Source organism: Bacillus sp. PS95 (assembly GCF_037963565.1).
Classification (GTDB): Bacteria; Bacillota; Bacilli; order Bacillales; family Bacillaceae; genus Bacillus; species Bacillus subtilis.
In genome coordinates, this window is sequence record NZ_CP150160.1 from 4,023,349 (window position 1) to 4,048,826 (window position 25,478).

The window sequence follows — 25,478 nt, forward strand, 5'->3', positions numbered from 1 at the left end:
AAGTTCAGTAAATCAAGCCCACAATTGCTGCTGATAAAAAGCTGACAAGCGTAGCACCGTATAATAATTTCAAGCCGAAACGAGCGACGACATTTCCTTGCTTTTCATTCAGTCCTTTTACGGCACCGGCAATGATTCCGATTGAGGAGAAGTTCGCAAATGACACAAGGAATACCGATACGATCGCTGTTGTACGGCCGCTGAAATGGAAACCGTTTTGCGTAAGCGACGTCATGGCGACAAATTCATTCGATACCATTTTTGTTGCCATAATGCTTCCCGCATTAACAGCTTCATTCCATGGGATACCGACAAGAAAAGCGAATGGAGCAAACACATATCCAAGAATGCCTTGGAACGAAATACCGAATACTGCATTAAAAATGCCATTGATCAAGGCAATAATCGCGACAAATCCAATCAGCATCGCAGCGACGACAACCGCTACTTTGAAACCGTCAAGGATGTATTCTCCGAGCACTTCGAAGAAGGATTGTTTTTCTTCTTCCTCAACACGAAGCATATCCTCTTCTTTTGCAACCTCGTACGGATTAATAATAGAAGCAATTATGAAACCGCCAAATAAGTTCAAGACCAGCGCTGTTACAACATATTCCGGTTTCAGCATTGTCATATACGCGCCGACAATCGACATTGATACAGTTGACATCGCAGATGCGCAAAGCGTGTACAAGCGCTGCTGATTTAAAAGACCGAGTTCTTTCTTCAAGGAGATAAATACTTCTGACTGCCCTAAAATCGCAGAAGCCACTGCGTTATACGATTCCAATCTTCCCATACCGTTTACCTTGCTGAGGGCAAGGCCGATATATCTAATGATAAACGGGAGGACTTTCCACTTTTGCAGAATCCCGATCAGAGCAGAAATAAACACGATCGGCAAGAGAACATTCATAAAGAATGTCGTTTGGTCCGCATTCACCAAGCCGCCAAACACAAAGTTAATTCCCTCTGCCGCGTATTCAAGCAGGTAACCGAAACCTTTTGCAAATCCTCCTACGAGGAAATTCCCTATCCCGGTATTGAGGAGAATGTAGCCAAGAATAAATTGCAAAATGAGCATAACAACAATTGGGCGGATCTTAATTCTTTTTTTGCCGCTGCTCGCGATCCACGCGAGGCCTAAAAACACGATTAAACCGATAATCCCAATCAAATACTTCATATGTGTTTCTCCTTTATTTGTATTCGCTTACAATCACTGTTTCCTCAGAAAACGGAAAGCAGTCTGCCTTCCGTCAGCTCTTAATAGTTGTCTCCGTCTGATGCATTTTCTCCTTTTACGATAGAAACGCCTGCGCTGGCGCCAATTCGGCTTGCTCCAGCCTCAACCATTGTGTCTACATCTTCTTTCGTTCTGACGCCGCCAGATGCTTTCACGCCGATATCAGGTCCTACTGTTTTGCGCATTAAGGCGATATCTTCCTTCGTTGCGCCGCCTGTAGAAAAGCCTGTTGATGTTTTTACGAAATCCGCTCCCGCAGACACCGCTAAACGGCATGCACGTTCTTTTTCTTCATCAGTCAGAAGGCACGTTTCGATAATGACTTTGACAAGCGCTTTTCCGGCTGCAGCTTCCACTACACCGCGGATATCAGCTTCCACCACATCGTCTTCCTTGTCTTTTAAAGCGGCAATATTAATGACCATATCCACTTCAGTGGCGCCTTTTGAAATCGCGTCTTTTGTCTCGAACGCTTTTGTTTCAGTTGTATTGGCACCGAGCGGGAAGCCGATGACCGTACAAACGTCGACTCCAGTTCCCTTAAGCTCTTTTGCAGCAAGCTCCACCCATGTCGGATTGACACATACTGAAGCAAATTTGTATGTTTTCGCTTCTTCAATTAGTTTTAGAATGTCCGCTTTTTGTGTATGCGGTTTCAAAGCTGTATGATCAATTATGTTGGCTAATGACATCCTTCGCACACTTCCTTTTTTGTTAAGATATTTTTTAGCATAACCGACTTTTGAACATATGTAAATTGGTAATTGAAATTTTGTTCAACGAAAGGTTTGAACGTGTCACAAATCATTAACAAGCGCCCTCGCGGTATGCTGGTCAATGATTAAAACGTTGGCATATTTTCCGGTTAATGCTCCGTGAATGGAAGATACTTTTCTGCTTCCGCCGGCAACTAAAATGGAGCGTTCCTTCAGCCTGAGGTCTTCAAGCTCAACACCGATGGTCCGGTCATTGATGGCGCTGCTGCAAATATTCCCCTTCGCATCAAAAAAGCGTGAACAAATATCCCCCACGGCTTGTTTTTTCAGCAGGGCTTTCTCTTCTTCGTTAAAATATCCGAGCCGGAACAATAGCGCTTCATCACGGACAGTCCCCACCGTGAAGAGAGCGATATTCGCCTGCTTTCCCATCTCGATGATCCGCTCAATATGACGGTCTTTCTCCACCATTCGCTTCACATCCGCATTATCAAACACGACGGGAAGCGGAAGATAGCGCGGCATCGTTTGAAAAGCCTCTGCAAACAGCTGAATCGTTTCAGCCGAATACGTGTTTACCCGGGAATGGCTGATGCCGCCTTTCAGCTGGACGACCTCGACGCCTTTTACCTGCTTCGGCTGCATGTTTTGCGCGATTTGATACATGGTGGTTCCCCAGCTGACGCCGACAATGTCGCCGTCTTTTACCGTTTCATGCATATATTCTGCACCATAGCGGCTTAGGTCATGTGTAATTCCTGCATAATCGGGTGTCGGGGAAAACACAACATGCGCCTCAAGGAGCCCGTATTTCTCTTCAAGTATGGAACCGAGCGCATCCAAATCCTCAAAAGGGTCCATGACGCGAATCTGGACATACCCTTTTTCCTTTGCATATTGCAGCATCCGGGAAACGGTTGGCCTTGAAATGTTGAGCTGCTCAGCAATTTGCTGCTGACTGTAGTCAGACTGATAGTAAAGCCTTGCCGCTTCTATGCTTAATTGTTGTTTTTCCCGATCCATTCTGCACCTCCCTGTGGATCAGTCCTGATAAAACTGCTTTTGATTTGCTTTTATTATACAGGCTGGCGCCGGCTTTCATCCACCTGATTTCTAAGAAACTGAAAAACGCTCTGGGCGCGGAGCTGCCCAGAGCTTACTTCTCCCAAGTCATGTGCTGATAAATGCCTTTCATAATGGCGTACATTCCATATAGGATCAGGCCTAATGCCAATATAGACAGAATCAATTTGCCATGCGGCTGCTGCGCGAGTTCGGCGAGCGCGCCGTCAAAGCCTCTTGTGTCATCGGGATCAGCGGTCATGGCTGTCTTGATGAGAAAATAGCCGATAGCCGAGAAAATAATGGCCCGAGCGATATTGCCTGCGCGTCCGGTGTTTTTCGTGATGCATATCATTTGTTTGTTCATTTTTGACGTATCAAATTCTTTCATAAAAGCAGCCCGAACGCCTTTCATAAATTGAACAATCGCAAATACGATAAAACCCGCACCCGTAAGCCCTGTGAGCCATTGGCCAAATGGCTGCGCCAATACATAAGCGGACCACGTCTGTTCTGAAGTGCCGCCGTCCCCTTGGCCAAACACAAATCGCAAGGCATTCCAAGCGATGGATGTGTAAACAGCGGCACTGAAAAAGTTTCCTATTCTCCGCGACAGGCCTCGCCTGCTGTTTCCGTGCCCCTCCGTGTCCTTGATCGCGCTTAACACCATCCAGATCACATAGCCGATAAGGCCGATGCCTATTAAAAAAAGCAATAGTGACCCATACGGCATGCGTGATAGCGTTTGGAGAGCTCCGCTCGAATCTTTCGCGCGGCCTGCCCCGGCAGTCGTCATAAAGGCCAAAACCCCAAGCAGAATAAAAACGCCGCCGAATGTAAAATAACCAAGCCTCCCGAATCGCTTGATCCAAGGCTTGGTTTCCTGTTTTATTTTTGACATGTACCGGTCTTTCACCGCCATGTGTCCAACCCTCTTTCACAGAAGTCTTTACTGTAACATTCCCGATTGGACAAAGTTGAAACAGCTTCTGCCTCAGCTATGGCTGGCTGAGATACGTTTTTGCTGTTTAGCTGATTGTGCAGGTGTCATCCAAGCAGCCGCTGCGGCAGCTGTGACTCCGCCTGCTAATTTCCCAATGATCATGGCCGCCGCCATTTCTTTTTTCATTCCAGCCACAAAACCGAGGTGGCTGCCGAGTACAAAAGCGCCGCTGACTGCAAACGCGACATTGATGACCTTTCCTCTCGGCGTCATATCCTTTAATGAAGCCAGCATTGGGATATGGTGCGCCAAAGAGGTCACCAAGCCTGCAGTTGCTGTCTCATCTAAATGAAGGCATTTCCCCAGAGCCTGTAGCGGTTTTTTAAAGGTTTTTGTAATAAAAGCCGTCATTGGAAACGCCCCTGCCAAGGCAATGGCGATGGTCCCTGTTGTTTGTATCCCTGTCTCGACATTCTCCATTCCCGGAATCAGCACAATACCGGTCATCGTTTCAACGGAGACAGCTGCAAGCCCGATAATCGCAACCACACTGACCGCTTTCCCGAAGAGATGAAACAACTGAATCATACTGTCGGTGTATCGCCATAACCCAAAAGCGATCACAGCAGATAACAGACTCGGGATCAGAAGATTTTTACCTATCATGCCGATGTCAAAGCTTGCGCATAATCCGCCGATTAAGCAACCGATCGGCACTGTGCACAGCCCGATTAATATGCCTTTCGCAAAATACGGATGATCCTCTTTTTCGATGATGCCAAGAGCGACGGGAATCGTGAAGACGATTGCCGGTCCCATCATTGTTCCTAAAAACACCCATGAAAACAGCCCGGCCTGCGGATCTTTCGCCATTTCTCCAGCCAGCGCATATCCTCCCATATCAATCGCCAAAATGGTGTTCGCAAAGGAAGAAGGGTCCGCGCCAATCGCTGTGTAAAACGGAGCAACAATGGGAATCAGGATTGCTGCCAGCACGGGCGCCAGCGACACAATTCCGATCATGGACAGCGCCAGCGGCCCCATAGCCTTAAAGCCGTCCGCAAACCGCTCGCCTAGCCCCCATCTGTTTCCCAAACAATAATCCGCCGCTCCCCATAGTAAAAAGGCAGCCAAAATGAATACAACCGTGTCATTCACCGTCATGGTTTTCTCCTTTTTCAAACGTATGATTGGTTTTATCATATCATCTGAAATCACCGAATAGAGTTGATCTTATTCAATATGAGCTAAAAATTCTGTTATATCGGCTTTTTCAACGGCTGTTATGATGCTCCGCGCTTTTTCTTGCGGGACCGTTAATGTCAATTTTTCTATTATGTCTTCTTCAGACAGCTCATTTCCTGGCGCCCCTTTTGGGCAGTCCACACGCGCTTCGCAAATCCGGCCGTCTGATAAATAGGCCCGGATAATCGTGAAACGGCCTTTTGGAACGGCATGGGGAGCCGGCTGAGTAGCATTGTCATATACGCGCTGAATATGCCTTATTGTCGTTTGAATGCCGTTTGGGATCGGCTGGCTGTTGAAATGTTCAACGGTCAGGTCGTGTCCATGCAAAGCAAGAGCAATCACATATTCAACGCTGAAACGGCCTTCCTCTCCAGTTTTTGGAGATCTTTCCGTCAATGCAGCATCTCCGCCTGGCGGAAAAATCACTTCAATACGCTCAGTATTGGCAGCAGAAATGGCCTCTTCGGAGATAAGCTGTCGTACCGCATCTGCAGCATGGTGTGCCGCGGAACAAAATGGATAGATTTTAAACCATAGACCCGGCTGCACAATTCTCCACGGTGCCCCCCAATCGTTTAGCAAAGTGTGTTGTGCTTTTTCAACGTCACCGTACAGACTGAAGAAACCAGTTTCTCCATCAAGTGCCGTGCGGGACCCGCCAAATTCTGATTGGGCCAGCTTAACGGCCAGCAAGCCAGCCTGAGCCGCCAGACCGGCGTGCAGCGGTTTCATTTCTGTTCCAAATTGCACCCTCATCCCAGCAGATTGCGTAGCCGCAAAACCAATCGCTTTTTCCAGCTTTTCCTGAGTCAGCTCCTCAGCATAACCTACGGCGCAGGCAGCAGCGATGGCACCAAGCGTACCTGTATTATGCCAGCCCCTCTCATAGTGGCGGCTGCCAATTGATTCTCCCAGCCGTGCCATCACTTCAACACCAACAACATAAGCGCCAAGAAGCCGCTCGTCATGTCCGCGAGCGGCAGAAGCAATAAGGGCCGGTACGATGACTGCACTGGGGTGTCCTCTTACATCGGAGTGGACATCATCAAAATCCAATGCATGGGCGATAAATCCATTGAGCATCGCGGATTGTAATGGCGCGGCCTTTTTGCCCTGTCCGATAACAGGAACAAGGGGCCGGCCTCCTTCATCCTCTATCAGACGGAGGAGCTTTTGAATTCCTTTATCTTCTCTTCCTGCGAATGAAGTGGCAGTAAAATCAAGTAATCCTTTTTTTGCTTCGCGAATCGCGTCAACTGAATGCTCAGGTTGTGACGTTCTCACAGCCTCTGCAAGACCTGCTGTCAGCCCTTGTTTGCTCATTTGATGGTCTCCAATACAATAACCGCCAGCTCCGCAAAGTATTGAGAGGCAACCGTAAGGGCATCTTCATCCAGTGTAAAGGCCGGATGATGCCACTCCTCCGTCCCGTTCGTTCCCATCCAGACAAAAAATCCCGGAATCTTCTCTTGATACAGAGCGAAGTCTTCTCCGCCCGGAGACTGCTCAGCGTGAACGGTTTGATAGCCAAGCCGTGCCGCAGCTTCGGATGCCGCATTCAAAAATGTGCCGTCATTCTGAACGGAAGGCAAATAAGGAAACCACTTGAATTCTGCTTGTGCCCCATAGCCCGCTGCAATTCCTTCAGCCACTCGTCTCATATGCTCGGGAACAGCCTGCCTCGCTTCTTTTTGAAAGGTTCGAACCGTCCCCTCCATTTCAGCTTGGTCTGGAATTACGTTCCACGAGGTGCCCGCCTGTACTCTTGTGATACTGACGACTGCGTTTTGCAGTGAGCTGATATTGCGGCTGACCACAGATTGCAGCCCGCTGATGATTTGTCCGGCTGCAGTGATTGGATCAATACTGTTATTCGGGATGCCGGCGTGTCCGCCTTTCCCTTTGATGACGATCTCAAACCGGTCAACACTTGCCATAAGCGGACCTTCCTTTACACCAATGGTTCCGACAGGCAGATCCGGCTTATTGTGCATGCCGAAAATTGCGGAAACGTCATCAAGTACGCCAGCTTCTATGACCTTTCTTGCTCCTGCTGCAATTTCTTCGGCCGGCTGAAAGATAAAGCGGACTGTACCTTTCAGCTCGGCCTTTCTTTGATTCAGCAAAATCGCTGTGCCAATAATAGAAGCAGTATGAAAATCGTGTCCGCACGCATGCATTGTGCCATCAACCTTAGATGCAAATGGGAGATTCGTCTGTTCTTGGATCGGGAGCGCGTCAATGTCCGCTCGTATTGCTATCACGGGGCCGTCTTCCCGTCCTTTGATTTCTGCAATCACGCCAGTCTCCAATTGAGGAACATCAAGTATTTCGATTTGCTCCTCCTCAAGCCAGCGGCGGATTTTTTTCGTCGTTTCAACCTCTTGAAATGACAGCTCAGGATGTTCATGAAGATCACGCCGCATATTGATTAAACAGGTATGAAACGCTGTGTCGGCCATTGTTCTTCTCCCCTTCTTATATAAGCTCTGCAGGCTCTCCCACCTGCTTGATAAATCGTTTCGTCCGTTCGTTTTTCGGATAGTCAAACAGTTCTTTTGGCGTTCCCTGCTCGATAATATGGCCGTCTGCCATAAAAATCACTTGATCAGCGACCTCTTTTGCAAACGCCATTTCGTGTGTAACAATGATCATCGTTGTTTGCTTTTCCGCAATGGACTTGATGACCTGAAGCACCCCTGTGACGAGCTCAGGGTCAAGCGCTGACGTTGGTTCATCCAGTAAAATCGCATGCGGATTGACCGCAAGTGCCCGCGCAATGCCGATTCGCTGCTGCTGGCCGCCGGACATTGTGATCGGATAGCTGTCAGCCTTATGCTCCAGACCGACTTGTTTCAGAATCTCCATTCCAATACGTTTCGCTTCGTCGCGTGGTTTATGTTGAGCCACGATTAAAGCTTCTGTAATGTTTTGCAGAGCCGTTTTATTTTTAAACAGATTGTAGTTTTGAAAAACCATGGCCGTTTGCTGGCGAAGCCGGTGTGCTTCCTTGCGTGTAAATTTTTCCGCGTTCAGTTTGGCTTCTCCGATTTCAATGAGGCCTTGATCCGGACGTTCTAATAGATTCAAGCACCGGAGAAGCGTTGATTTTCCGGAACCGGACGGACCGATGATCGCCACCACTTCTCCGCGCTTCACTTCTAGATCGATTCCATCTAGCACGACGAGATCTTTAAACGCTTTGCGAATATTTTTTACTGTTATCAACTGATTTCACCTCTAAGTCCGGTATGGCTTGCTCATGGCACGTTCAAACAAGTCCTGCAACATGCTGTAGATCATGGTAAGAACCCAATAGACGATCGCAACCGCCAAGTACGTCTCAAAATATTTGAGGTTTCCTGAAGCGTACATCTTCCCTTGGGCGAACATCTCCATGACCCCTAATGTAAAGGCCAGTGACGTTTCTTTCAGGAGCCCGATAAATGTATTGCCCGTTGCCGGAATCGCATTTCGGATCGCTTGCGGCAAAATAATCCGTCTGTATGCCTGAAATTTTGTCATACCGACAGACAGGCACGCCTCCAGCTGCCCGTCATCAACAGAATTGAGGGCGGCCCGGAAGATTTCTGCCAAATATGCTGCATTTTTTAAGCTTAACCCGATGATAGCGGCTGTGAGAGCTGTCATTTTGCTCATCTCTGGAAAGAGCTGCGGCAGCCCGTAATAGATTAAGAACAGCTGCACCAGTGTCGGCACGCCTCGGAAAAAGGATATATACAGCTTTGACAGCTGATGAAGCACTGGAATTTTGTTCTTTGTAATGAGTGCGAGAATAAGTCCTCCGATAATGGCAAAAATCATAGCCGCTATGGCCATAAACAACGTGATCGGAAGGGCCTGAATTAAAGTCGGGAACGCTGATATCATGAATTCCCAATCAATCGTGTTCATTCTGGTGAGTCACCGCCGTTTCTTAATGCTTCTGTTCTACTGTGATATCTTCATTAAAGTATTTTTCAGAGAGTTTTTTCAGTGTTCCGTCTTTACGCAATTCATCTAGCGCCTTATTGACTTTTTTGCGGAGCTTGTCGTGCGCATCGTCCTTGGCAAATGGGAATGCAACCTGTTCGTAAACAATCGGATCTCCTGCAAGCTTTAATGGCAAACCGGTCTTCTTGATTTGCGCGATCAATACAGTTCGGCTGTTGACATAAGCGTCTACACGGCCGTACGCAACATCCTTCAGCGTACCCTCTTGTGTTTCATACGTTTTGATATTGATTTTTTTATCAGGATCTTTGCTTTCAAGGTTTTTCGCGTGGTTTGAACCGAGAACGGCTGCTACTGTCTTGCCTTTTAAATCGTCTACTGATTTGATGTCTGTATTGTCTTTTTTGACGACAATCTGTGTTCCCGCATAAGCGTATGGTTTCGTAAAGTTATACGTTTCCTTACGTTCGTCTGTCACAGCTACCTGGTTGGAAATGGTGTCAAGCTTGCCTGTTTGAAGCTCTCCCATCAGCCCGCTGAATTCAAGCAGCTTCCAGTCCAGTTTCATGTCAATTTTCTTAGCGACTGCTTCCATCACTTCAACGTCAAAGCCTGTCAGCTTTCCGTTTTCTTTATAAGCAAATGGGTAACTTTGTCCTGTCGCACCGACATGAAGCACATTGTCATCCTCTTTACTGCTGCTGTTTCCATTGCCGCAAGCTGAGAGCACCGCTAATAATGCAGCAACGACCAGCACAGTCCATTTTTTCATTTTCATTTGATTTTCCCGCCTTTTCTATTTTTATAGATCATGTCGCAATTGTTTTTTCATATAGACTGTGATATGCCCTTTTCCAAGGTCTTGTTCACCTGAGCGGACATACCCTTTTCGTCCGTACATCTCAATCAGCCACGGATGCTTATCCGCTGTTCCGAGTGAGACAAACGGAACCTTTAACGTATCGCGAAGGATTGTTTCCTCCAGCCATTGAAGCAGCTTTGTTCCGATTCCTTTTTTACCGGTGTCGGGGTCCACAGCAAACCACCAGATATGCGGAACGCCATACGGTCCCGGCTGTTTTCCCCAAGGCATTCTCAAGGTGATGGTCGCGATGATCCGCCCGTCTTCTTCCATGACGTAGCAAGCATTTTGCCGAATATTTTTCAGCACCAAATCCAAATCAGCATGAGCGGCAGCAAAACGAATGCCGAGCTTTCGAATCGGTTCATAAGCCCGCAATGTCAGCTCGAGAAGCTGTTCGGCATCACGTTCAACTGCAAGGCGGTATTGTGGCTTCATCTAGCGTTCCTCCTTACTTTGCATAGCGGTTTACCGGCTTTTCCAAACCGAAGTGCTCTCGTAATGTTGTGCCTTCATATTCTTTTCTGAACACGCCGCGCTCCTGTAAAATCGGAACCACTTGATCAACAAACACTTCAATTCCTTCTGGAAGAAGCGGAGGCATGATGTTAAACCCGTCACACGCTTTCGTATCCACCCATTCCTGCATTTTGTCGGCGAGCTGCTCCGGCGTGCCGACGAAGATATGGTGGCCTCTGGAGCCTGCAACGTATTTGTAAAGCTCTCGTATCGTCATATTGTCACGTTCAGCCATCTCCTGAACAAGCTTGAAGCGGCTCTTCACCGCATTGGAAGCTTCGGCGTCAAGATTCGGCAGCGGCCCATCAAGCGGATATGCCGACAAATCAATTCCGCCCAAGTAATTTTGGAGAATTTGCAGACCGACAGATGGGATAATCAGATCTTGAAGCTCCTTGTATTTGGCTTGCGCCGCTTCTTCTGTATCAGCAATGATCGGGAAAATACCCGGCATGATGGCAATTTTTTCCGGATCGCGTCCGAATTCCGCAGCCTGTTCTTTAATGGAGTGATAAAATTCTTGAGCTGATTCCAGGTGGTTTTGTGCTGTGAAGATCACTTCTGCTGTTTTGGCAGCCAGCGCTTTTCCGTCTCCTGATGATCCTGCCTGGATAATGACCGGCTGGCCCTGCGGCGTTCTTGAAACGTTTAGAGGTCCGCGAACCGAGAAATATTCTCCTTTGTGGTTCAGCTCGTGCATTTTTTCTTTTTCAAAGAATTCACCCGTTTCTTTATTACGGATAAAGGCGTCCTCTTCCCATGAATCCCAAAGCCCCTTTACAACCTCGACAAATTCCTCTGCCCGCTGATAGCGCAAATGGTGTTCGAGGTGCTTTTCACCGCTGAAATTCAGCGCTGTTGATTCAATAGATGAAGTGACGACGTTCCATCCGGCACGGCCGTTGGACAAATGATCCAATGACGCAAACTGTCTGGCAATATGGAATGGCTCGCTGTATGTAGTGGAGGCTGTTGCTGTCAGTCCGATTTTTGATGTGACCTGCGCCAAAGCAGAGAGCAGGGTGAATGGCTCAAACCTTGTTAATACATTTGGGTGTGATTTGCTGTCAATCGAAAGGCTGTCCGCTAAAAACAGCATATCAAGCTTGCCTCGCTCCGCTGTTTTCGCAAGCTCTTTAAAATAATCCAAATTCATGCTCGCATCTGACGGCGCGTCCGGGTGCCGCCAAGACGCGACGTGATGGCCTGTACCTGCTAAAAATACCCCTAATTTGATTTGTTTCTTTTTGCTTGTCATGACGATACTCCTTTTATCATGTTTTTAGGCTGAATAATCCGAAAAATAAACTCCTATATTCCTAGTCGTTTAATATGAATAAATCAAAATGTACCTTTGTCTTGGACGTTTGTCAATGAGTTAAGATTAAATTTTTCTTTTTAAGCTGAAAACTCGCGGGGTCATGGGGCGGCATTTGTGCAACCTGTATACTGGCAAAACCAGTCTGATGCTGAGACTCGTTTTGATCCAAAGTTTTATATAAATGTAGCTTGCACCTTATCTCTACTTCCGACCATACGCATTTTGCCGCCACTTTTGCTCTTTGCTAATAAACGCGCGTGGTCGCCGTCGTAGAACGGTCCATTTTCCCACTCATTCAGAAGCTGAGACATCACATAAAAAAATAAGCTGATCCCGGATTCATACCGAAATCAGCTAATTGAATCTTAATTAAGTTCTAGAATACTTTCTTCTGCTTTAGCAGAAAACACTTTAGGCTCAAGGCGGTCTAGGTCTTCATGAAATAAACTCACTTTTTGGATTTGCCGATTGTCATAGTGGTGGAAATAGTAGTTTCCAGTTTCGTTGCACATCACGGAAGTATATTGCGTATAATGAATTTCGTCTTCTTCCGTTATCACTGCGCCCTTTGGTATCGTCATATTTGCCAAAATTTGAAAAGCGGCTGTTACACCTTTCGTTTCATCGGCCGCCGGCTCTAGATGTTCTTTCAAATAAACAGCTCTGACAAACCGGGAAGGCGGTGTGTAATCCCCCGGCAGACCAACAGTTCCTAAGCCTTGGCCAAAAGCAGAAAGGGCTAATCCGCCCATCTCTTTGCTCTCTAATTGCTTCGGTCTGATTCCTGTATATTGCTGCAGATTGGTTACATGCCATATAAAGTCGGGGCTGTTCGTCATGACACCAGGTTGATTATCATAGACTTTGAGGCCGTCTGCTCTCGGTTCTATCGTCAGGCTTCGGCCCGTCCGGTCTGACAATATCCAGTGAAGCGGTAAAACTGTATCCAATAGATCTAATTTTTTCTCTACAATCGTTAAAGATCGAATCTTTTCTTTTACGTCTTCCAAAGATTTACAGACTGACAGCACCCATGTCACAAACTCATGCGGGGCAATGTGAACGGTATCTTCCCGTATCGTTTTTTCGTACTCCGCATAGCCCGGAAAATAAAGTGCAGCACACGATAAACCGTTTTCATTAACGCCGTCTGCAAATAAAATATTACCAAGTTTTCTTCCCATACCGATAAATGCGTACTGTGTCTGATGGGCCTTTCCGTCAGCTTCGCTATTCCAACTGTAACGGCGCGGATAGAGAATCACCTCTGTCCCCAGCTGAAATGCAAAATCCATTGTTCTCGCTAATACATGTTTACGGTCAGCAGTTTCCAATGTAAGACTTGTGCACATTTGATCAGTCCCCTTTTCAATTCAGATTAATATCATACATATTGTGAACGAATTGGTTTTATCAGCATAACGAAAGTCAAATCGATTCGTCAAAGAATTGGCATTACATCAAATAAAACGAAAAAATCCAGCCTTTAGAAGGCTGGATTTTTTATTATTTAGCCAAAACAAGCTCGTGAATCGCATGCGCAACACCATGTTCATTATTGGAGCGCGTTTGAAAGTTTGCGGCTTCCAATACTTCTGGGATGGCGTTTGCCATGGCAACCCCGCAGCCCGCCCATTCGATCATTGTCAGGTCGTTCCCGTTGTCACCTATGCACATGACTTCCGCCTGTTCAATTCCAAGCAGCTGAGCCAGCTGGCGTACAGCATTTCCTTTGCTGGCTTCCGAGTGCAGAATTTCATAAAAGAAAGGCGCGCTTCTGACCATTGTATATTTTTCTCTCACGTCTTTTGGAATCGATGTAATGACGCGGCTTAAGTTCTCCGGTTTATCAATAAACATCACTTTCGGGATGAGGATATCTTTTGGCACCTCGTCAATCTTGCGGAAATGAAGCGGCACCTGTGTCACATAGGATTCGTATACGGTAAATTCGCTAATATCCCGGTTAGGCGTATACAGATTAGATGAGTCAAAGAAATGCATCGGCGTCTTCAGCTCTAAGCTCAGGTCATATAATGAAGCCAAATCATCATAACCGAGAGACAGCTCCGAGACCACTTCATTTGTATGCGTATTTTGAACAAGTGCTCCATTATACGCAATAACATAGTCGCCTTCTTCAATTAAATTCAGTTCATCTAAATATCTCTGCACACCCCCGATAGGCCGGCCGGTGCAAAGCACAATTTTGACACCTTCCGCTTTTGCCGCGTGAAGGGCGTCGCGGACCTCCTCTGTTACTTCATGATGATCATTTAAAAGTGTTCCATCCATATCAATTGCAATTAGTTTGTACATCCTGCATCTCCTTCATGTCGTTTTCAGGCTATAGTCCCATCATATCGTTTTTTCTTTTTGATATTCAACCGGAAGAGATGGTTTTCTCCGGATTCTGTTTAGACGCTGCCCTTGTCTTCGGATACGCAAGCGCGGTTTCCGCTTTCTTTCTGCCTTGACGCCGTTTTCTGCTTTTTTCTGTTTCATCAGCAGAAAGCCGGCAGCTAGAAAAGGAATGCCGGTTATATTCAAGATGGCAAGCTTCACACCCGCCGCGATGAAAAAGAACCCCCATGAAGATGATGGATTCCGTCTGATCATGACGTAAGCCGCCATTTCCAGAACAATCAGGATGGCATGAAGCACTATGCCATAAATCAGCAATACAAGGGCAAAAAACAATACATAATTCACGATTGCCCCTGAGTACATCATAGCGCGCATCATTTGTATAAACGATAAGGACTGCATGGAGCCGCTGATGACATTAGGGTTATAGATCGTATAGTCACTAAATACATGTTTGACTTTGAGAAAAGCCCATAATATAAATATCCACTGAATAATATGTAAAACAAGCCCCGCTGCCACCAGTCTTTCAGCTTTTTGATTTCTCATCTTTCTCCTCCCTGCCGGTCTTTGATTCGATTCTTGTCATCGTTTTTGTCTGGCCATTTTGCTCCCATATCAATGTCCCGTTTTCTCCTCTTTTCAGCGTGCTTTTGAGCGGATAATAGGGGCCGAGGTACTGAATCTCGATAGACCCGTCAGTGCTTTGGGAAATCACCTTGTATGCCATAAAAGGCAGCTGTACCTCTCCTCTTCCTTCCATCACTTCCGTTTCCACAACCTCATCTTCGGTAAATGTGACTGTTGCTGATTTCACGCCGTCCGTTGGCCCGGGGGCAAGCCCCTCATCCCACGTTCCGTAATAAAACGGCGTCTCTTCTTTTTGCTGCTGGCAGCCCGATACCATGATGCATACAGCAATTAAAAACAAAATGCCATATTTGTTTCTCAAGGGGATCACCATCCTTTCCTCCTCTTTTTGGGCGAATGCCGTGCCACTGTGCCAAGGACTACATAAGTTATAAGGAATTCACCCACAAGGAGATTGATCATAATGAACCCTTATCAATATTACAGCCCTCAGCTGCCTCAGCAGGAACCTTACTATAGCCACTATGAGTACAATCCTTATCCGCAGCAGGATGTATACGATCCATACCAAATGGATAGACAGCCGGCATTGGAAAGAAGAATCGCAGCACTTGAACGGCAAAATGAACAACAGTCAAGAGAATTAACCCGTCTGACAAACGAAGACCGCCGTCAAAATCGGGAAATTGCACGGATTGCCGAACAGGTCAATCAGCTAAGCCAGGCTGTTGAACGCCATACACGCCGCTTAAACCGGCTCAATCAGCGCCTCCGTACAGTAGAAAACCGGCTGAATATCCCATTTACTGCAGGGGAAGGCGGTTTCTGAGCGAAACAAAGAAAAAAAGCGGAATACGATTCTCCCATCTCAGGGTTTCGTTTTCCGCAATTCTTATATGTTAAAACGGAACATTTACATAAAAAGGGTTTGTACCCAGTATACAATCTTTACCGTTTTCATTCAAAGATAGAGGGGCTGAGGAAAATAATTGTAGTTCCTCTTTGACAGAATTTCTTTTCATTCAGGTTGCATGATAATACCGACTCACGTCAATCGATACATGGAGGGATCATTCATGCATAATACACAACACGGCTTGCAGCAGCTGAACCAATGCCGCCAAACTGCTCAGCAGCTCATTCAGCAAACACAGCAAAGCAGCCAGCAATATCGCCAAATGCTTCATCAGGAACAGCAAAACATCCAAATGCTGCAGCAGATTCTAAACCACGAACAACAAGCTGCACATACCATTCAGCAAGCGCTGCACGGGCATGACATGGCGATTCAAAAGTGCCAGCAGGTTGTCAACATGTGCAATCAAATACAACAGGAACTTACTGGACAATCCAGCGTCATGAATACGAATGTGTCTACACTTCCATTCGGCCAAAACACGCCATTTCAGCAGCAATCCTACCAGCAGTAACATATAAAAAGCTCAACACAATGCGAGTGTTGAGCTTTTTTTCTTACTGTTCTTTGCGAATATGTATATCCTGAATAGACTGTTTCGGTGCATGAAATCTGCTCTCGGCTTCACTTCTTGCCTCGGCAAAAGCCCGCGCCTCTACATGATCTTTGTAGACATCCAGCTGAATCAAATACAGCGGGCGCACTTTAAATCCATGAATAATGGTTACCGCCCATAACGGAACCACAATAAAAACACCGGGCAGATCGGGCAAAACAAAACCAAACGCAAAAATGAAAAAATAAATGATGCCGTACATGATCCACTTTCTATTTCTAACCTTGATGCCAATAAATAAAAAGGCAAAAAAACTGGTAATGGCAAAAGGCATGAAAATAAACAGCATCCACCAGCTATGCAGCCATTCCCAAGCGGAACCTCTTTTTGTAATTCCCATATTTTTCTCCTCCTATTTACCTATAATAATCGATTAGGCATACCGCGTCACCCATAAACGGGAAAAACTTTCTCCCTTAAAAATAGTGATAGACGGAGAACAGGTTTCTTGCTATATTATTAATTGATAATGATAATCATTACTAATCTATTGAGATACATAGTGGGAGGGTTCTTGATGAAAAAGAACATATTGCTCGTGGGCATGCTTGTGCTGCTTCTCATGTTTGTCAGCGCTTGCAGCGGCACGGCTTCTAAAGGGAGCTCAAGCGATTCTGCTTCCGAAAAAACAGAAATGAGAACATACAAATCACCAAAAGGGAACGTCAACATTCCTGCACATCCGAAACGCATCGTCACTGATTTTTATGCCGGTGAATTGCTGTCTGTCGGGGCCAATGTGGTCGGCTCAGGCTCATGGTCATTTGATAATCCGTTTTTAAAATCAAAGCTGAAAAATGTGAAGGATGTTGGTGATCCAATCAGCGTTGAAAAAGTGATGGAGCTTCAGCCTGACTTAATTGTTGTCATGAATGAAGAGAATGTTGATAAATTAAAGAAAATCGCTCCGACTGTTGTCATACCTTATAACACAGCGAAAAACGTAGAAGACACAGTCAGCATGTTCGGAGATATCGCCGGAGCGAAAGACAAAGCAAAATCCTTTATGGATGACTTTAACAAAAAAGCGGAAGCAGCTAAGAAGAAAATTGCCGGCGTCATCGACAAAGATGCAACCTTCGGCATTTATGAAAACACAGACAAGGGCGAATTCTGGGTGTTCAATGACAATGGCGGACGCGGCGGCCAAGCTGTATACAATGCACTTGGGTTAAAAGCGCCTGAAAAAATTGAGCAAGATGTCATCAAAAAAGGAGAGATGAAACAGCTCTCTCAAGAGGTTATTCCTGAGTATGCCGCAGATTATATGTTCATTACGGATTACAACCCGAAAGGCGAAAGCAAAACACTCGACAAGCTGGAGAATTCCTCTATTTGGAAAAATCTTGACGCTGTTAAACATAATCGCGTGTTTATCAATGACTTTGACACGTTCTACCCGTACGACCCGATTTCTGTCAGCAAACAGGTGGATATCATCACCGACATGCTGATCAAACGGGCCGAAGAAAATAAAAAATAAAAAAACGGCACAGTCATGACGCTGTGCCGTTTTTTATGGTTCACTTTAATTTTGACTGTACGGAGTCCGGCATATCTTCAAACTTGACTTCTTCCCAAGTCTCGACATACTTTCCTTTCGCCTTCACCTTCAAATACGCGTTCTTCCGAAGCTCTTTGCCGGCGAAAAAGGTCACTTCTTCTTTTTTCCCGGATGCATTATATCCGTCTAATGTATATTCAGTACCGCCCGGACTAAGATGTCTGCCATCTCGATCAATCTGAACATAGACATCTTGCTGGTGAATAAACGGATTAAATCTGTCTGTAACATCGTTATGAAAAAAGAGAAGCCCGCATATTACGGCAGCAGCCGCCAAGACGGCTAGGATTGCCATTGCTTTTTTCATCTTTGCACTCCCCTTACTTGTTCATTTTTTTCAAATAGCTTGACCGCACCGCGAGGAAGAATAGAAGCTGAAAAATGAAAAACCCTCCGATGGTGAGACTGAGCGGTCCCGCGACATCAGAATAGCCTTCCACAGCCAATGTTCTCAAGGCAAACAGTGTATGCATGACGGCAATGACAAATGGAAAGAAGAAAAGAATGGCCAATTGTATTGTCACGCTTTGTGCCATTTCTCGCTCACTCAGGCCGATTTTGGCCAGTGAACGGTAGCGCTCCCGGTCTTCATCTAAATCAGTGAACAGCCTGAAATATAAGAAACTTGCTGCCGCGACAAAGAATACAATTGCGATAAACAGGCCGATAAATAAACTCAGGCTCGGCAGCTGCACCGTATCATAGTAAGTCCCGGCTTTTGAAGCAAAATCAGAATGCACGTCGATATAATTGCCGTAAATCTCATTTTGCAAGGATTGGCTGATCTCAAGACTGTCTTTCCAATGATCATAGCTGTAGCCGTATAATGACGCTTGATCACCGAGTGATTTCAGCTGATCAAAGGTTTGATCATTCACCGCGATGATAGCATTCAATGAGATCAGCGGTTTTTTGACTTCTTTTACCGACAGTTTTTGATCAGACAGCTCCCCTTTTTGGTTCAGCAGCTTCAGCTGATCCGGCGCTTCGTTTTTGAAATTGCGGTCATACGTGCCCGGGAAATAGACAGCCTCGTCTTCTTTCAGGCCGTTCACTTTGACATGGAAGTATTTTGCCGCATCCGATTCACTGATCATGTAAACAGGGGGAACAGTTTCTCCTTCCTGATAGCGAACATAGGAAACATCTATTTTGTCTTTCTTATACGTAAAGCCGTGTGTTTTCAGTTCATGGTCAATATCTTTCAAATGAGTCTGTTCTTTTGGATTGTTGCTGTAAGATAAATACTCCATTTCATAAGCGGACTCTTCCGCTCCGACGGTCGATTTGTACATTGCGAGCACGCCTGTCGCAGTAAACGCAACCGCGGAAATAATGCTGACAATAAAGAACAGGCGGGCGTTGTCTTTTAAACGATAGACAAGGTCAGAAACCCAAATGATGTTTTTCCCGCGCAGATAAAAGGTTTTCCACTTCTTCAGCGCGCGCAGAATCCATATGCTGCTTTGGCTGAAAAAGAAATATGTTCCGATGACGGTGAGCAGTAAAATGATAAACGGTTCGGCCCCGTGGACATTGCCTTTAAGAACCATGCCGTACCCGCCGCACAGACAGGCGATGCCGAATAAGGACAGAAGCACGGACGGCTTAGGCTCCGGTTTAACCTTGCCAGTGCCCTTTATTAATTTGATAACCGTATTTGATCTGACAAAAAGGATCGTAAACTGCGATAAAAAGAAAAATAAGAGCAGAAATCCGCAGGCCGTAATACCGAGCGCTTTCCAAGGCATATACAAAGGCAGCGCGTCCATTTCTAAAATATAAGCGCCGACCGTAAAGAACGTCTTTGAAAAAATGAATCCACCGATAATGCCGGCTGCAATTGACATGACGCCGATGATCATATTTTCCGCAGTAATGAGCTTTCTCAGCTGCCCCGGCGTGATGCCCTGCATGAGCAGAATGCCGAATTCTTTATTTCTCGATTTCAAAAATGCATTAACCGAATACAGAACAAATAAGAAAGAAAAAACAAAGATCATCCATTCCGCAGCGGTTAAGCCTTTTTTGGCGATATTATTCAGGTAGCCTTCCTTTAATGCCGGATGAAACAGGAACATCGCAAAGGTAAAGAAAATCAAAACGGAAAAGGCGCTGCTTAAAAAGAATGCAAGATAGGCCCTTTTGTTTCTCGTGACGTTTTTATAAGCGAACTGAAGAAAGGTCATTTGCGTTTCCCCCCAGCATAGACAGCACATCGAGAATTTGTTCATAAAATACTTGGCGGTTTTCCCCGCGGTAAATCTCATTAAACAATTCGCCGTCTTTTATAAAGATGACGCGGCGGCAGTAGCTTGCCGAAACCGGATCGTGGGTCACCATCAAAGCCGTGACATGATCATCCCGATTCAGGCTCTGCAACGTTTCCATGACGTCTTTTGTCGCTTTGGAATCAAGGTTTCCAGTTGGTTCATCGGCCAGAATGAGTGACGGCTTATGAATGACCGCTCTTGCGATGGCGGCCCGCTGGCGCTGGCCTCCGGATACTTCAAACGTCCGCTTGTTAAGCAGGTTTTCGATACCGAGCTTTGCCGCGATGCCGTGCAGTTTTTCTTCCATGACAGACGGCGCTTCTTTTTCAAGCGTTAACGGCAGCATGATATTTTCACCGATCGTCAGCGTGTCCAGAAGGTTGAAATCCTGAAACACAAATCCGAGCTGCTTGCGGCGGAAATGAGCGAGCTTTGTCCGCTTCAGGCGATGCGGGTTTTCTCCGTTAATCAGGATATCGCCTGAATCTGGACGGTCAATCGTTGAAATGATATTCAAAAGCGTTGTTTTTCCGGACCCGGACGGCCCCATCACCGCCGTGAACTCGCCTTCTTCTATTGAAAATGAAATTTGCTTTAAGGCTTGATAGGACACTTGTCCTTTATAGGTTTTATTTATATGTTTGACTTCAAGCATATTCGCCATGAAAATCCTCCTTATGGTTTTATTCTTGTTGATCTGGGCTGCTTTCATGTAGTGCCGGGACGTTCAACATAAAAATCCCCTTGACATAAATCCATGTTATCAAGGGGAAACAAAGCGAGCTATGTTGTTTTCTTAACGCAGCCTTACATTTTTGTAAGAAATGAAAATCGAACTGATGTCCCTTCACCAGGAGACGAGCTGATGTCCACCGTATGATTGAGCTTATCTGTAATTTCTTTGACGAGATGGAGGCCGATTCCCGTAGATTCTTGGAAACGCCGCCCGTTTTCACCAGTGTAATAAGGGTCAAACACCCGCTTGATGTCTTGCGAGGGAATCCCGACACCGTAATCTTTGACTTCAAGCACCGTCCTGTCTTCATCGCGGAAGACATTCAGCTCAAGTCTGTCACTCTTGCCCGCTGAATACTTGACCGCATTTGTGACCACTTGGCCAATCGCAAATTTGAGCCATTTGGCATCGGTGTAAATCTGATGATCATTGCAAACGTTCATTTTCGGATAAACGCGATATTGAATAAAAAATCGTTTATAGCTTTGAATGACTGATTGGAGAAGCTCGGACAGGGAAACCGCTTCGATTTTAAAATCCCGTTCAAACAGGTCGAGCCTTGAAGAATAAAGAAGCGTCTCCAGCCCGAATTCAATCTGCCGGACTTCTTTTTTGATTTGTTCAAAAACGGGCTCATCCTCTTCTTGAATGATTAAATTAATGACCGACAGCGGTGTCTTCACTTGGTGCACCCATTGATTCATATACGTCACCCGCGCGTCAAGCTTGGCTTCGGTCTCATGGAGCTTCTGGTGCTGCAGCCGGACCAGCTCCATCTGCTTTTCATACAGCTCTGAACAGAACACTGAAGAACCGAGATACGGGATATCCGTCCCTTCCTGCCCCGAGCTGAGCCAATGATACACGCCGCGGTCTTTGTACCAGCGATAGGCAAGATAGCCCGCCAAAATAAGAAGCTGCACGCCCAATATGTAAAACAAGTGAGAAAAAGAATGAAGACCCGCAAACCAGTAATAAAAGAAGACAAACAGCCCTTGAAGGAGAAAAAGCAGAATCAGCACTGCATGAGACCGGAGAAACAGCTTCATGACTGCGCCCTCAGCTGGTAGCCTTCGCCCCGCACCGCTTCAATAGAAACAGGCGCATTCAGCTCCCGCAGTTTTTTTCTGAGCCGCGTGATATACACGTTAAGTGTATTATCATCGATGAATATGTCGGTGTCCCACGTCTTTTCCATGAGACGGTCCCGACTCGTCACCTTTTCTCCCCGCTCAAGCAGCACTTCCAAAAGCTTGCTTTCTTTTTTAGAAAGCTCGCTTTTTTCATCCTGAAAACGCAGTTCAAACCGTTCCACAAAGAGCTGAACGCCGGCATATTCAACCACTTTCTCTCCCTGCTTTGCGGCGTACTCCCCGTACGCCCTCCGGATCTGGCTTTTGATTTTCGCCAGCACAATATCATAAGAAAACGGTTTTTCGATATAATCGTCTCCCCCATTTTCAATCGCCATCACCTGATCCATTTCCCCGCTTCTGGCAGAAATAAAGATGATCGGGCTTGTGGAGTGCTGGCGGATCTGCCGGCACCAATAATATCCGTCATATGCCGGCAAATTGATATCAAGCAGCACCACATCGGGCTTTTCCCGCAAAAAGACATCAAGAACAGCTGTAAAATCCGCGGCGACCACTGTTTGATATCCGTATTTTTCAAGGTAATTCTGCAATAGTCCGCGAATGTCTTCACTGTCTTCCACAATCATGATTTTATTCAAACTGAACCACTCCCGTTTCTTACACTGCTGCCATCATCATAATCGTTTTGGGCGTATGGACGCAACACCGCACAAAAAAACCGCCATCTCGGCGGTTTCTGGTCTCTTTAGCCGACCTGCTGCTTAGCTGCTTTACCGGCTGATCCGAACTCTCTCATTTTGCTTCGCACTGTCTCTTCCACGGCTTCAATGCCGGGTGTCAAATAGCCGCGCGGTTCGTACAGATCGCTGTTTTCCTGAAACATGCGGCGTGTTTCGTCTGTCCACGCTACCATACATTCCGTATTGATATTGATCTTCGCGTGGCCGAGCGTGATGGCTTTTTTGATCTGATCCTGCGGAATCCCGGATGCCCCGTGAAGAACGAGGGGAATATCAGTCATGCGGGAGATAGCCTCCATTTCCTTAAATCCGAGATTCGGCTCACCCTGATATTTGCCGTGTACAGAGCCGAGGGCGGCGGCCAGCGCGTCGATATTGGTTTCTTTAACGATCCGCTCACATTCCGTGATATCCGCATAGCGGACCCCGCCGACCAGTCCGTCTTCCATTCCGCCGACCGTGCCGACTTCGGCTTCTACTGACACGCCGTGTTTTGCGGCATAATCGGTGACTTCTTTTGTCATCGCGATATTCTCGTCAATCGGCTGATGGGAGCCGTCAATCATCACTGAGCTGAATCCGGCATCAATGGCCTGTCTGCAGCGTTCCGCACTGCTGCCGTGATCGAGATGAAGCACGACCGGAACGGTAATTGCCATGTCCTCTATTAACGCCCCTACCATGGCGGCAATCGTTTTAAATCCGCCTAAATAGTCGACCAGGCGATCGGAAGCCGCGGCGATGACCGGTGATTGCTCCTTTTGCGCCGCCTGCAAAATCGCCTTCGTCCACTGCAAACCATTGATATTAAACTGGCCGATCGCATACTGCTCCCGCTTTGCATCTTCAAGAAGCTCTTTCATCGATACAAAAGCCATGTCCACCCCTCCTTTATCCATTACATGTTGAAGTATTTTGATACGACATCCACTGTTGTTTTTTTCGCTGTTTGAATGGCTTCCTCAGCAGTCAGCTTATAGTATTCAGGCCGGAAGAGCTCAACCGATACAACATCAGAGAAGCCGATTTCCTTCAGTGCTGATAAGTGGGCATCTAAGTCAATTGCCCCTTGTCCCGGCCATACACGATCCTCATCTGTTAAAAAGCCGATTGGGAAATCTTCTGTATCATCAATATGATAGATGAAGATTTTCTTTCCGTCCGCCTGCTTTAAGCTCTCAATATTTGAACCCATTGCATGGAAGTGAAAACTGTCAAGGACAAGCCCGACATTGTCACGGTTAACTGTGTTTACGATCTCATACGCCTGTTCAAACGTATTGACCGTACATTGCGGATGGCCGACAAATTCAAGTGCGATTTTTACGCCGTACGGCTCCGCGATATCTGACAGCTCAGTCAGCACGTCTACACTGCTCTTTTTGATCTCTTCTTTTACAATCTTCTGCTCTGTCACAAGCGGAACAGCCACCACATATTTCACACCGAGGGTTTTGCATGTTTCCATCATGCCTTTAAATTCAGTGATGATCTCGTTGTGGCCCTTTTCATCACGGTTGTTGAAGAAAACAAGCGCGTTTAGGGCAAGCGGTTTGATGTGATGGGTTTGAAAATATTCCGCAAGATCTGCCAATGAATGATCTTTTAAGTACTCGGGCAGCTTATCCATTGTGCGGATTTCAATATAATCATAGCCGTGCTTTTCGCATAGTTCTAAATCCTGTTTAAGGTTTGAGTTTTCCAATGTTGTCGCTTCATTAAAACAAAGTTTCATGCCAGACTCCCCCATCTGCGTTTTAGATATGAAGGGAGTTCGGCAGGAAGGCTGTCGCCATATCCCGCCGAACTCCATGCTCAGCTTATGCCAGACCTAATTCTTCTTTCATTTTCTTAAGCATAAATCGGCTTGATTCATCCGCTCTTTCATCGACCCAAGCAAATACGGCATTCGTCGCAATTCCGTCGAACTTCATCTCTCTCAGTTTTCTGAAAATCGTATCAAAATCAACCTCGCCTTGACCAATGTCCAAATGCTGGTGAACCGTTACTTTCGCGTCAGGCGGATTGACGATATAGCGAAGACCATGAGCCGCTTTATGATTATAGGTATCTGCAAATAAAACATGTGTGAGGCGGTCGCCGGCTTCGTCAAACATGGTCTCGATGTCGCCTTTGCCGTCATCATAGAAGAACGTATGCGCAGTCGAGTAGACAAGATTGATCCAATCCTTGTCAAGCGCGCGGATCATATCCATCGCACCCTTGTGCGTTTCGATAAAATCGTATGGGTGGGCTTGAAGATTGAGTTTAATACCTTCTTTTTCAAAGACTGGCAGAAGCTCATCCATGGATTTGATAAATTTTTCTTCACTTGTTAAAGGATCATATTTTGAACCGCTGAATTCGCTGTTCATCAAATCGACTTCAAGTTCAACCGCAATTTCGATTGCCCGTTTCCAGTTGCGCACTGCTGCCTGGCGGCGGTCTTCATCGGGTCCCGCCCAGTGGTAAAGAGGAAGAAGCGATGAAAGCTTAACACCTGTATCTCTTAAAAGACGCTTTAATTGTTTGATCTTTGCTGAATCGACTTTCGGATATTTATAAAACGGGCAAAAATCCTCGCGCGGAGACAATTCGATATATTCATAGCCAAGCTCCGCCGTTTTATAGACCGTTTCCTCTAAAGTTAAATCATCACGATACATGGATGGATCCAATGCTAACTTCATATTTTCACTCCTCTGTT

General features: G+C 46.2%; 28 protein-coding genes. 3 read left to right on the forward strand and 25 right to left on the reverse strand.

The window, feature by feature from the left end; all coding sequences use genetic code 11:
• Window positions 1-4: 4 nt before the first annotated feature.
• The 16 genes from nupC to NSQ12_RS20960 all read right to left on the reverse strand — a co-directional run bounded on the left by nupC (window position 5) and on the right by NSQ12_RS20960 (window position 15,202).
• Window positions 5-1,186, reverse strand: coding sequence for a nucleoside permease NupC (gene nupC / locus NSQ12_RS20885; protein WP_003244143.1), 1,182 nt, complete (start codon window positions 1,184-1,186; stop codon window positions 5-7).
• 80 nt (window positions 1,187-1,266) lie between these two features.
• Window positions 1,267-1,938 (reverse strand): deoxyribose-phosphate aldolase, encoded by a 672-nt coding sequence (deoC, locus tag NSQ12_RS20890; RefSeq protein WP_038428061.1) that lies wholly within the window; start codon window positions 1,936-1,938, stop codon window positions 1,267-1,269.
• Window positions 1,939-2,043: 105 nt separating this feature from the next.
• Window positions 2,044-2,985, reverse strand: a complete 942-nt coding sequence (gene deoR / locus NSQ12_RS20895; RefSeq protein WP_339175558.1) for a DNA-binding transcriptional repressor DeoR — start codon at window positions 2,983-2,985, stop codon at window positions 2,044-2,046.
• A gap of 133 nt (window positions 2,986-3,118) precedes the next feature.
• Complete coding sequence (locus tag NSQ12_RS20900) at window positions 3,119-3,946, reverse strand: DUF1206 domain-containing protein (protein WP_038428066.1); 828 nt, start codon at window positions 3,944-3,946, stop codon at window positions 3,119-3,121.
• Between the two features lie 72 nt (window positions 3,947-4,018).
• Entirely contained in the window at window positions 4,019-5,131 is a 1,113-nt protein-coding gene (gene eutH / locus NSQ12_RS20905) for an ethanolamine utilization protein EutH (protein ID WP_038428067.1), read from the reverse strand.
• Window positions 5,132-5,200: 69 nt separating this feature from the next.
• Window positions 5,201-6,538: an MmgE/PrpD family protein gene (locus tag NSQ12_RS20910; RefSeq protein ID WP_038428068.1), complete on the reverse strand. Its 1,338-nt coding sequence runs from the start codon at window positions 6,536-6,538 to the stop codon at window positions 5,201-5,203.
• The gene (gene sndB, locus NSQ12_RS20915; RefSeq protein WP_038428069.1) at window positions 6,535-7,677 is read right to left on the reverse strand and encodes an N-acetyl-sulfur-metabolite deacetylase SndB; all 1,143 of its coding nucleotides are present in this window, start codon (window positions 7,675-7,677) and stop codon (window positions 6,535-6,537) included. Before sndB ends, NSQ12_RS20910 begins: the two co-directional genes overlap by 4 nt.
• 16 nt (window positions 7,678-7,693) lie before the next feature.
• Window positions 7,694-8,443 (reverse strand): amino acid ABC transporter ATP-binding protein, encoded by a 750-nt coding sequence (locus NSQ12_RS20920; protein ID WP_038428070.1) that lies wholly within the window; start codon window positions 8,441-8,443, stop codon window positions 7,694-7,696.
• 12 nt (window positions 8,444-8,455) lie between these two features.
• A complete protein-coding gene (locus NSQ12_RS20925) occupies window positions 8,456-9,130 on the reverse strand; it encodes an amino acid ABC transporter permease (protein WP_003227111.1) in 675 nt (224 codons plus the stop codon).
• Window positions 9,131-9,152: 22 nt separating this feature from the next.
• Window positions 9,153-9,947 (reverse strand): amino acid ABC transporter substrate-binding protein, encoded by a 795-nt coding sequence (locus tag NSQ12_RS20930; RefSeq protein WP_003227109.1) that lies wholly within the window; start codon window positions 9,945-9,947, stop codon window positions 9,153-9,155.
• 24 nt (window positions 9,948-9,971) lie between these two features.
• Window positions 9,972-10,469, reverse strand: coding sequence for a sulfur-containing aminoacid acetyltransferase SnaB (snaB, locus tag NSQ12_RS20935; protein WP_339175563.1), 498 nt, complete (start codon window positions 10,467-10,469; stop codon window positions 9,972-9,974).
• A 13-nt stretch (window positions 10,470-10,482) separates the two neighbouring features.
• The gene (locus tag NSQ12_RS20940) at window positions 10,483-11,808 is read right to left on the reverse strand and encodes an LLM class flavin-dependent oxidoreductase (RefSeq protein ID WP_339175565.1); all 1,326 of its coding nucleotides are present in this window, start codon (window positions 11,806-11,808) and stop codon (window positions 10,483-10,485) included.
• A 428-nt stretch (window positions 11,809-12,236) separates the two neighbouring features.
• Complete coding sequence (gene yxeI, locus NSQ12_RS20945) at window positions 12,237-13,223, reverse strand: penicillin V amidase (protein ID WP_339175567.1); 987 nt, start codon at window positions 13,221-13,223, stop codon at window positions 12,237-12,239.
• 154 nt (window positions 13,224-13,377) lie between these two features.
• Window positions 13,378-14,190 carry a sugar-phosphatase gene (gene yidA / locus NSQ12_RS20950; protein WP_339175569.1) on the reverse strand — a complete coding sequence of 271 codons (813 nt, stop codon included), beginning with the start codon at window positions 14,188-14,190 and terminating at the stop codon, window positions 13,378-13,380.
• Window positions 14,191-14,229: 39 nt separating this feature from the next.
• Window positions 14,230-14,787: a hypothetical protein gene (locus NSQ12_RS20955; RefSeq protein ID WP_339175571.1), complete on the reverse strand. Its 558-nt coding sequence runs from the start codon at window positions 14,785-14,787 to the stop codon at window positions 14,230-14,232.
• The gene (locus NSQ12_RS20960) at window positions 14,768-15,202 is read right to left on the reverse strand and encodes a DUF3255 family protein (RefSeq protein WP_015715009.1); all 435 of its coding nucleotides are present in this window, start codon (window positions 15,200-15,202) and stop codon (window positions 14,768-14,770) included. The genes NSQ12_RS20955 and NSQ12_RS20960 overlap by 20 nt, the downstream gene beginning before the upstream one ends.
• A 90-nt stretch (window positions 15,203-15,292) precedes the next feature.
• Between NSQ12_RS20960 and cotNE the strand changes: the two genes are divergently transcribed.
• Both cotNE and NSQ12_RS20970 read left to right on the forward strand, forming a co-directional pair.
• Entirely contained in the window at window positions 15,293-15,658 is a 366-nt protein-coding gene (gene cotNE, locus NSQ12_RS20965; RefSeq protein ID WP_003227093.1) for an inner spore coat protein CotNE, read from the forward strand.
• Window positions 15,659-15,905: 247 nt separating this feature from the next.
• On the forward strand, window positions 15,906-16,259 hold the full coding sequence (locus NSQ12_RS20970; RefSeq protein ID WP_101172305.1) for a hypothetical protein: 354 nt from the start codon (window positions 15,906-15,908) through the stop codon (window positions 16,257-16,259).
• 43 nt (window positions 16,260-16,302) lie between these two features.
• Here the strand turns inward: NSQ12_RS20970 and NSQ12_RS20975 are convergent, their stop codons facing one another.
• Complete coding sequence (locus tag NSQ12_RS20975; RefSeq protein WP_003227087.1) at window positions 16,303-16,701, reverse strand: hypothetical protein; 399 nt, start codon at window positions 16,699-16,701, stop codon at window positions 16,303-16,305.
• Window positions 16,702-16,878: 177 nt separating this feature from the next.
• On the opposite strand from NSQ12_RS20975, the gene NSQ12_RS20980 reads away from it, so the two are divergent.
• Window positions 16,879-17,844 carry an iron-hydroxamate ABC transporter substrate-binding protein gene (locus tag NSQ12_RS20980; RefSeq protein ID WP_088327320.1) on the forward strand — a complete coding sequence of 322 codons (966 nt, stop codon included), beginning with the start codon at window positions 16,879-16,881 and terminating at the stop codon, window positions 17,842-17,844.
• Window positions 17,845-17,884: 40 nt separating this feature from the next.
• On the opposite strand, the gene NSQ12_RS20985 is transcribed toward NSQ12_RS20980, so the two are convergent.
• The 8 genes from NSQ12_RS20985 to NSQ12_RS21020 form a co-directional block, all read right to left on the reverse strand.
• Window positions 17,885-18,232, reverse strand: coding sequence for a YxeA family protein (locus NSQ12_RS20985; RefSeq protein ID WP_003227084.1), 348 nt, complete (start codon window positions 18,230-18,232; stop codon window positions 17,885-17,887).
• A 13-nt stretch (window positions 18,233-18,245) separates the two neighbouring features.
• The gene (gene yxdM / locus NSQ12_RS20990; RefSeq protein ID WP_029318589.1) at window positions 18,246-20,114 is read right to left on the reverse strand and encodes an ABC transporter permease YxdM; all 1,869 of its coding nucleotides are present in this window, start codon (window positions 20,112-20,114) and stop codon (window positions 18,246-18,248) included.
• The gene (yxdL, locus tag NSQ12_RS20995) at window positions 20,089-20,862 is read right to left on the reverse strand and encodes an ABC transporter ATP-binding protein YxdL (RefSeq protein ID WP_003243557.1); all 774 of its coding nucleotides are present in this window, start codon (window positions 20,860-20,862) and stop codon (window positions 20,089-20,091) included. The genes yxdM and yxdL overlap by 26 nt, the downstream gene beginning before the upstream one ends.
• A gap of 143 nt (window positions 20,863-21,005) precedes the next feature.
• The gene (gene yxdK, locus NSQ12_RS21000; protein WP_019712858.1) at window positions 21,006-21,983 is read right to left on the reverse strand and encodes a two-component system sensor histidine kinase YxdK; all 978 of its coding nucleotides are present in this window, start codon (window positions 21,981-21,983) and stop codon (window positions 21,006-21,008) included.
• Window positions 21,980-22,669 carry a two-component system response regulator YxdJ gene (gene yxdJ, locus NSQ12_RS21005; protein ID WP_003243527.1) on the reverse strand — a complete coding sequence of 230 codons (690 nt, stop codon included), beginning with the start codon at window positions 22,667-22,669 and terminating at the stop codon, window positions 21,980-21,982. Before yxdJ ends, yxdK begins: the two co-directional genes overlap by 4 nt.
• A 107-nt stretch (window positions 22,670-22,776) precedes the next feature.
• Window positions 22,777-23,649 carry a 6-phospho-5-dehydro-2-deoxy-D-gluconate aldolase gene (gene iolJ, locus NSQ12_RS21010; RefSeq protein WP_003242766.1) on the reverse strand — a complete coding sequence of 291 codons (873 nt, stop codon included), beginning with the start codon at window positions 23,647-23,649 and terminating at the stop codon, window positions 22,777-22,779.
• A 20-nt stretch (window positions 23,650-23,669) separates the two neighbouring features.
• Entirely contained in the window at window positions 23,670-24,506 is an 837-nt protein-coding gene (iolI, locus tag NSQ12_RS21015) for a 2-keto-myo-inositol isomerase (protein WP_049140862.1), read from the reverse strand.
• Between the two features lie 85 nt (window positions 24,507-24,591).
• Complete coding sequence (locus tag NSQ12_RS21020) at window positions 24,592-25,461, reverse strand: sugar phosphate isomerase/epimerase (RefSeq protein ID WP_015250852.1); 870 nt, start codon at window positions 25,459-25,461, stop codon at window positions 24,592-24,594.
• Window positions 25,462-25,478: the final 17 nt, after the last annotated feature.

Excerpts from the sequence above, each read along its gene's own strand:
- nupC (WP_003244143.1), bottom strand. The coding sequence starts at position 1,186 with ATGAAGTATTTGATTGGGATTATCGGTTTAATCGTGTTTTTAGGCCTC.
- deoC (WP_038428061.1), bottom strand. The coding sequence starts at position 1,938 with ATGTCATTAGCCAACATAATTGATCATACAGCTTTGAAACCGCATACA.
- deoR (WP_339175558.1), bottom strand. The coding sequence starts at position 2,985 with ATGGATCGGGAAAAACAACAATTAAGCATAGAAGCGGCAAGGCTTTAC.
- NSQ12_RS20900 (WP_038428066.1), bottom strand. The coding sequence starts at position 3,946 with ATGGCGGTGAAAGACCGGTACATGTCAAAAATAAAACAGGAAACCAAG.
- eutH (WP_038428067.1), bottom strand. The coding sequence starts at position 5,131 with ATGACGGTGAATGACACGGTTGTATTCATTTTGGCTGCCTTTTTACTA.
- NSQ12_RS20910 (WP_038428068.1), bottom strand. The coding sequence starts at position 6,538 with ATGAGCAAACAAGGGCTGACAGCAGGTCTTGCAGAGGCTGTGAGAACG.
- sndB (WP_038428069.1), bottom strand. The coding sequence starts at position 7,677 with ATGGCCGACACAGCGTTTCATACCTGTTTAATCAATATGCGGCGTGAT.
- NSQ12_RS20925 (WP_003227111.1), bottom strand. The coding sequence starts at position 9,130 with ATGAACACGATTGATTGGGAATTCATGATATCAGCGTTCCCGACTTTA.
- NSQ12_RS20930 (WP_003227109.1), bottom strand. The coding sequence starts at position 9,947 with ATGAAAATGAAAAAATGGACTGTGCTGGTCGTTGCTGCATTATTAGCG.
- snaB (WP_339175563.1), bottom strand. The coding sequence starts at position 10,469 with ATGAAGCCACAATACCGCCTTGCAGTTGAACGTGATGCCGAACAGCTT.
- NSQ12_RS20940 (WP_339175565.1), bottom strand. The coding sequence starts at position 11,808 with ATGACAAGCAAAAAGAAACAAATCAAATTAGGGGTATTTTTAGCAGGT.
- yxeI (WP_339175567.1), bottom strand. The coding sequence starts at position 13,223 with ATGTGCACAAGTCTTACATTGGAAACTGCTGACCGTAAACATGTATTA.
- yidA (WP_339175569.1), bottom strand. The coding sequence starts at position 14,190 with ATGTACAAACTAATTGCAATTGATATGGATGGAACACTTTTAAATGAT.
- NSQ12_RS20955 (WP_339175571.1), bottom strand. The coding sequence starts at position 14,787 with ATGAGAAATCAAAAAGCTGAAAGACTGGTGGCAGCGGGGCTTGTTTTA.
- NSQ12_RS20960 (WP_015715009.1), bottom strand. The coding sequence starts at position 15,202 with ATGGTGATCCCCTTGAGAAACAAATATGGCATTTTGTTTTTAATTGCT.
- cotNE (WP_003227093.1), top strand. The coding sequence starts at position 15,293 with ATGAACCCTTATCAATATTACAGCCCTCAGCTGCCTCAGCAGGAACCT.
- NSQ12_RS20970 (WP_101172305.1), top strand. The coding sequence starts at position 15,906 with ATGCATAATACACAACACGGCTTGCAGCAGCTGAACCAATGCCGCCAA.
- NSQ12_RS20975 (WP_003227087.1), bottom strand. The coding sequence starts at position 16,701 with ATGGGAATTACAAAAAGAGGTTCCGCTTGGGAATGGCTGCATAGCTGG.
- NSQ12_RS20980 (WP_088327320.1), top strand. The coding sequence starts at position 16,879 with ATGAAAAAGAACATATTGCTCGTGGGCATGCTTGTGCTGCTTCTCATG.
- NSQ12_RS20985 (WP_003227084.1), bottom strand. The coding sequence starts at position 18,232 with ATGAAAAAAGCAATGGCAATCCTAGCCGTCTTGGCGGCTGCTGCCGTA.
- yxdM (WP_029318589.1), bottom strand. The coding sequence starts at position 20,114 with ATGACCTTTCTTCAGTTCGCTTATAAAAACGTCACGAGAAACAAAAGG.
- yxdL (WP_003243557.1), bottom strand. The coding sequence starts at position 20,862 with ATGGCGAATATGCTTGAAGTCAAACATATAAATAAAACCTATAAAGGA.
- yxdK (WP_019712858.1), bottom strand. The coding sequence starts at position 21,983 with ATGAAGCTGTTTCTCCGGTCTCATGCAGTGCTGATTCTGCTTTTTCTC.
- iolJ (WP_003242766.1), bottom strand. The coding sequence starts at position 23,649 with ATGGCTTTTGTATCGATGAAAGAGCTTCTTGAAGATGCAAAGCGGGAG.
- iolI (WP_049140862.1), bottom strand. The coding sequence starts at position 24,506 with ATGAAACTTTGTTTTAATGAAGCGACAACATTGGAAAACTCAAACCTT.
- NSQ12_RS21020 (WP_015250852.1), bottom strand. The coding sequence starts at position 25,461 with ATGAAGTTAGCATTGGATCCATCCATGTATCGTGATGATTTAACTTTA.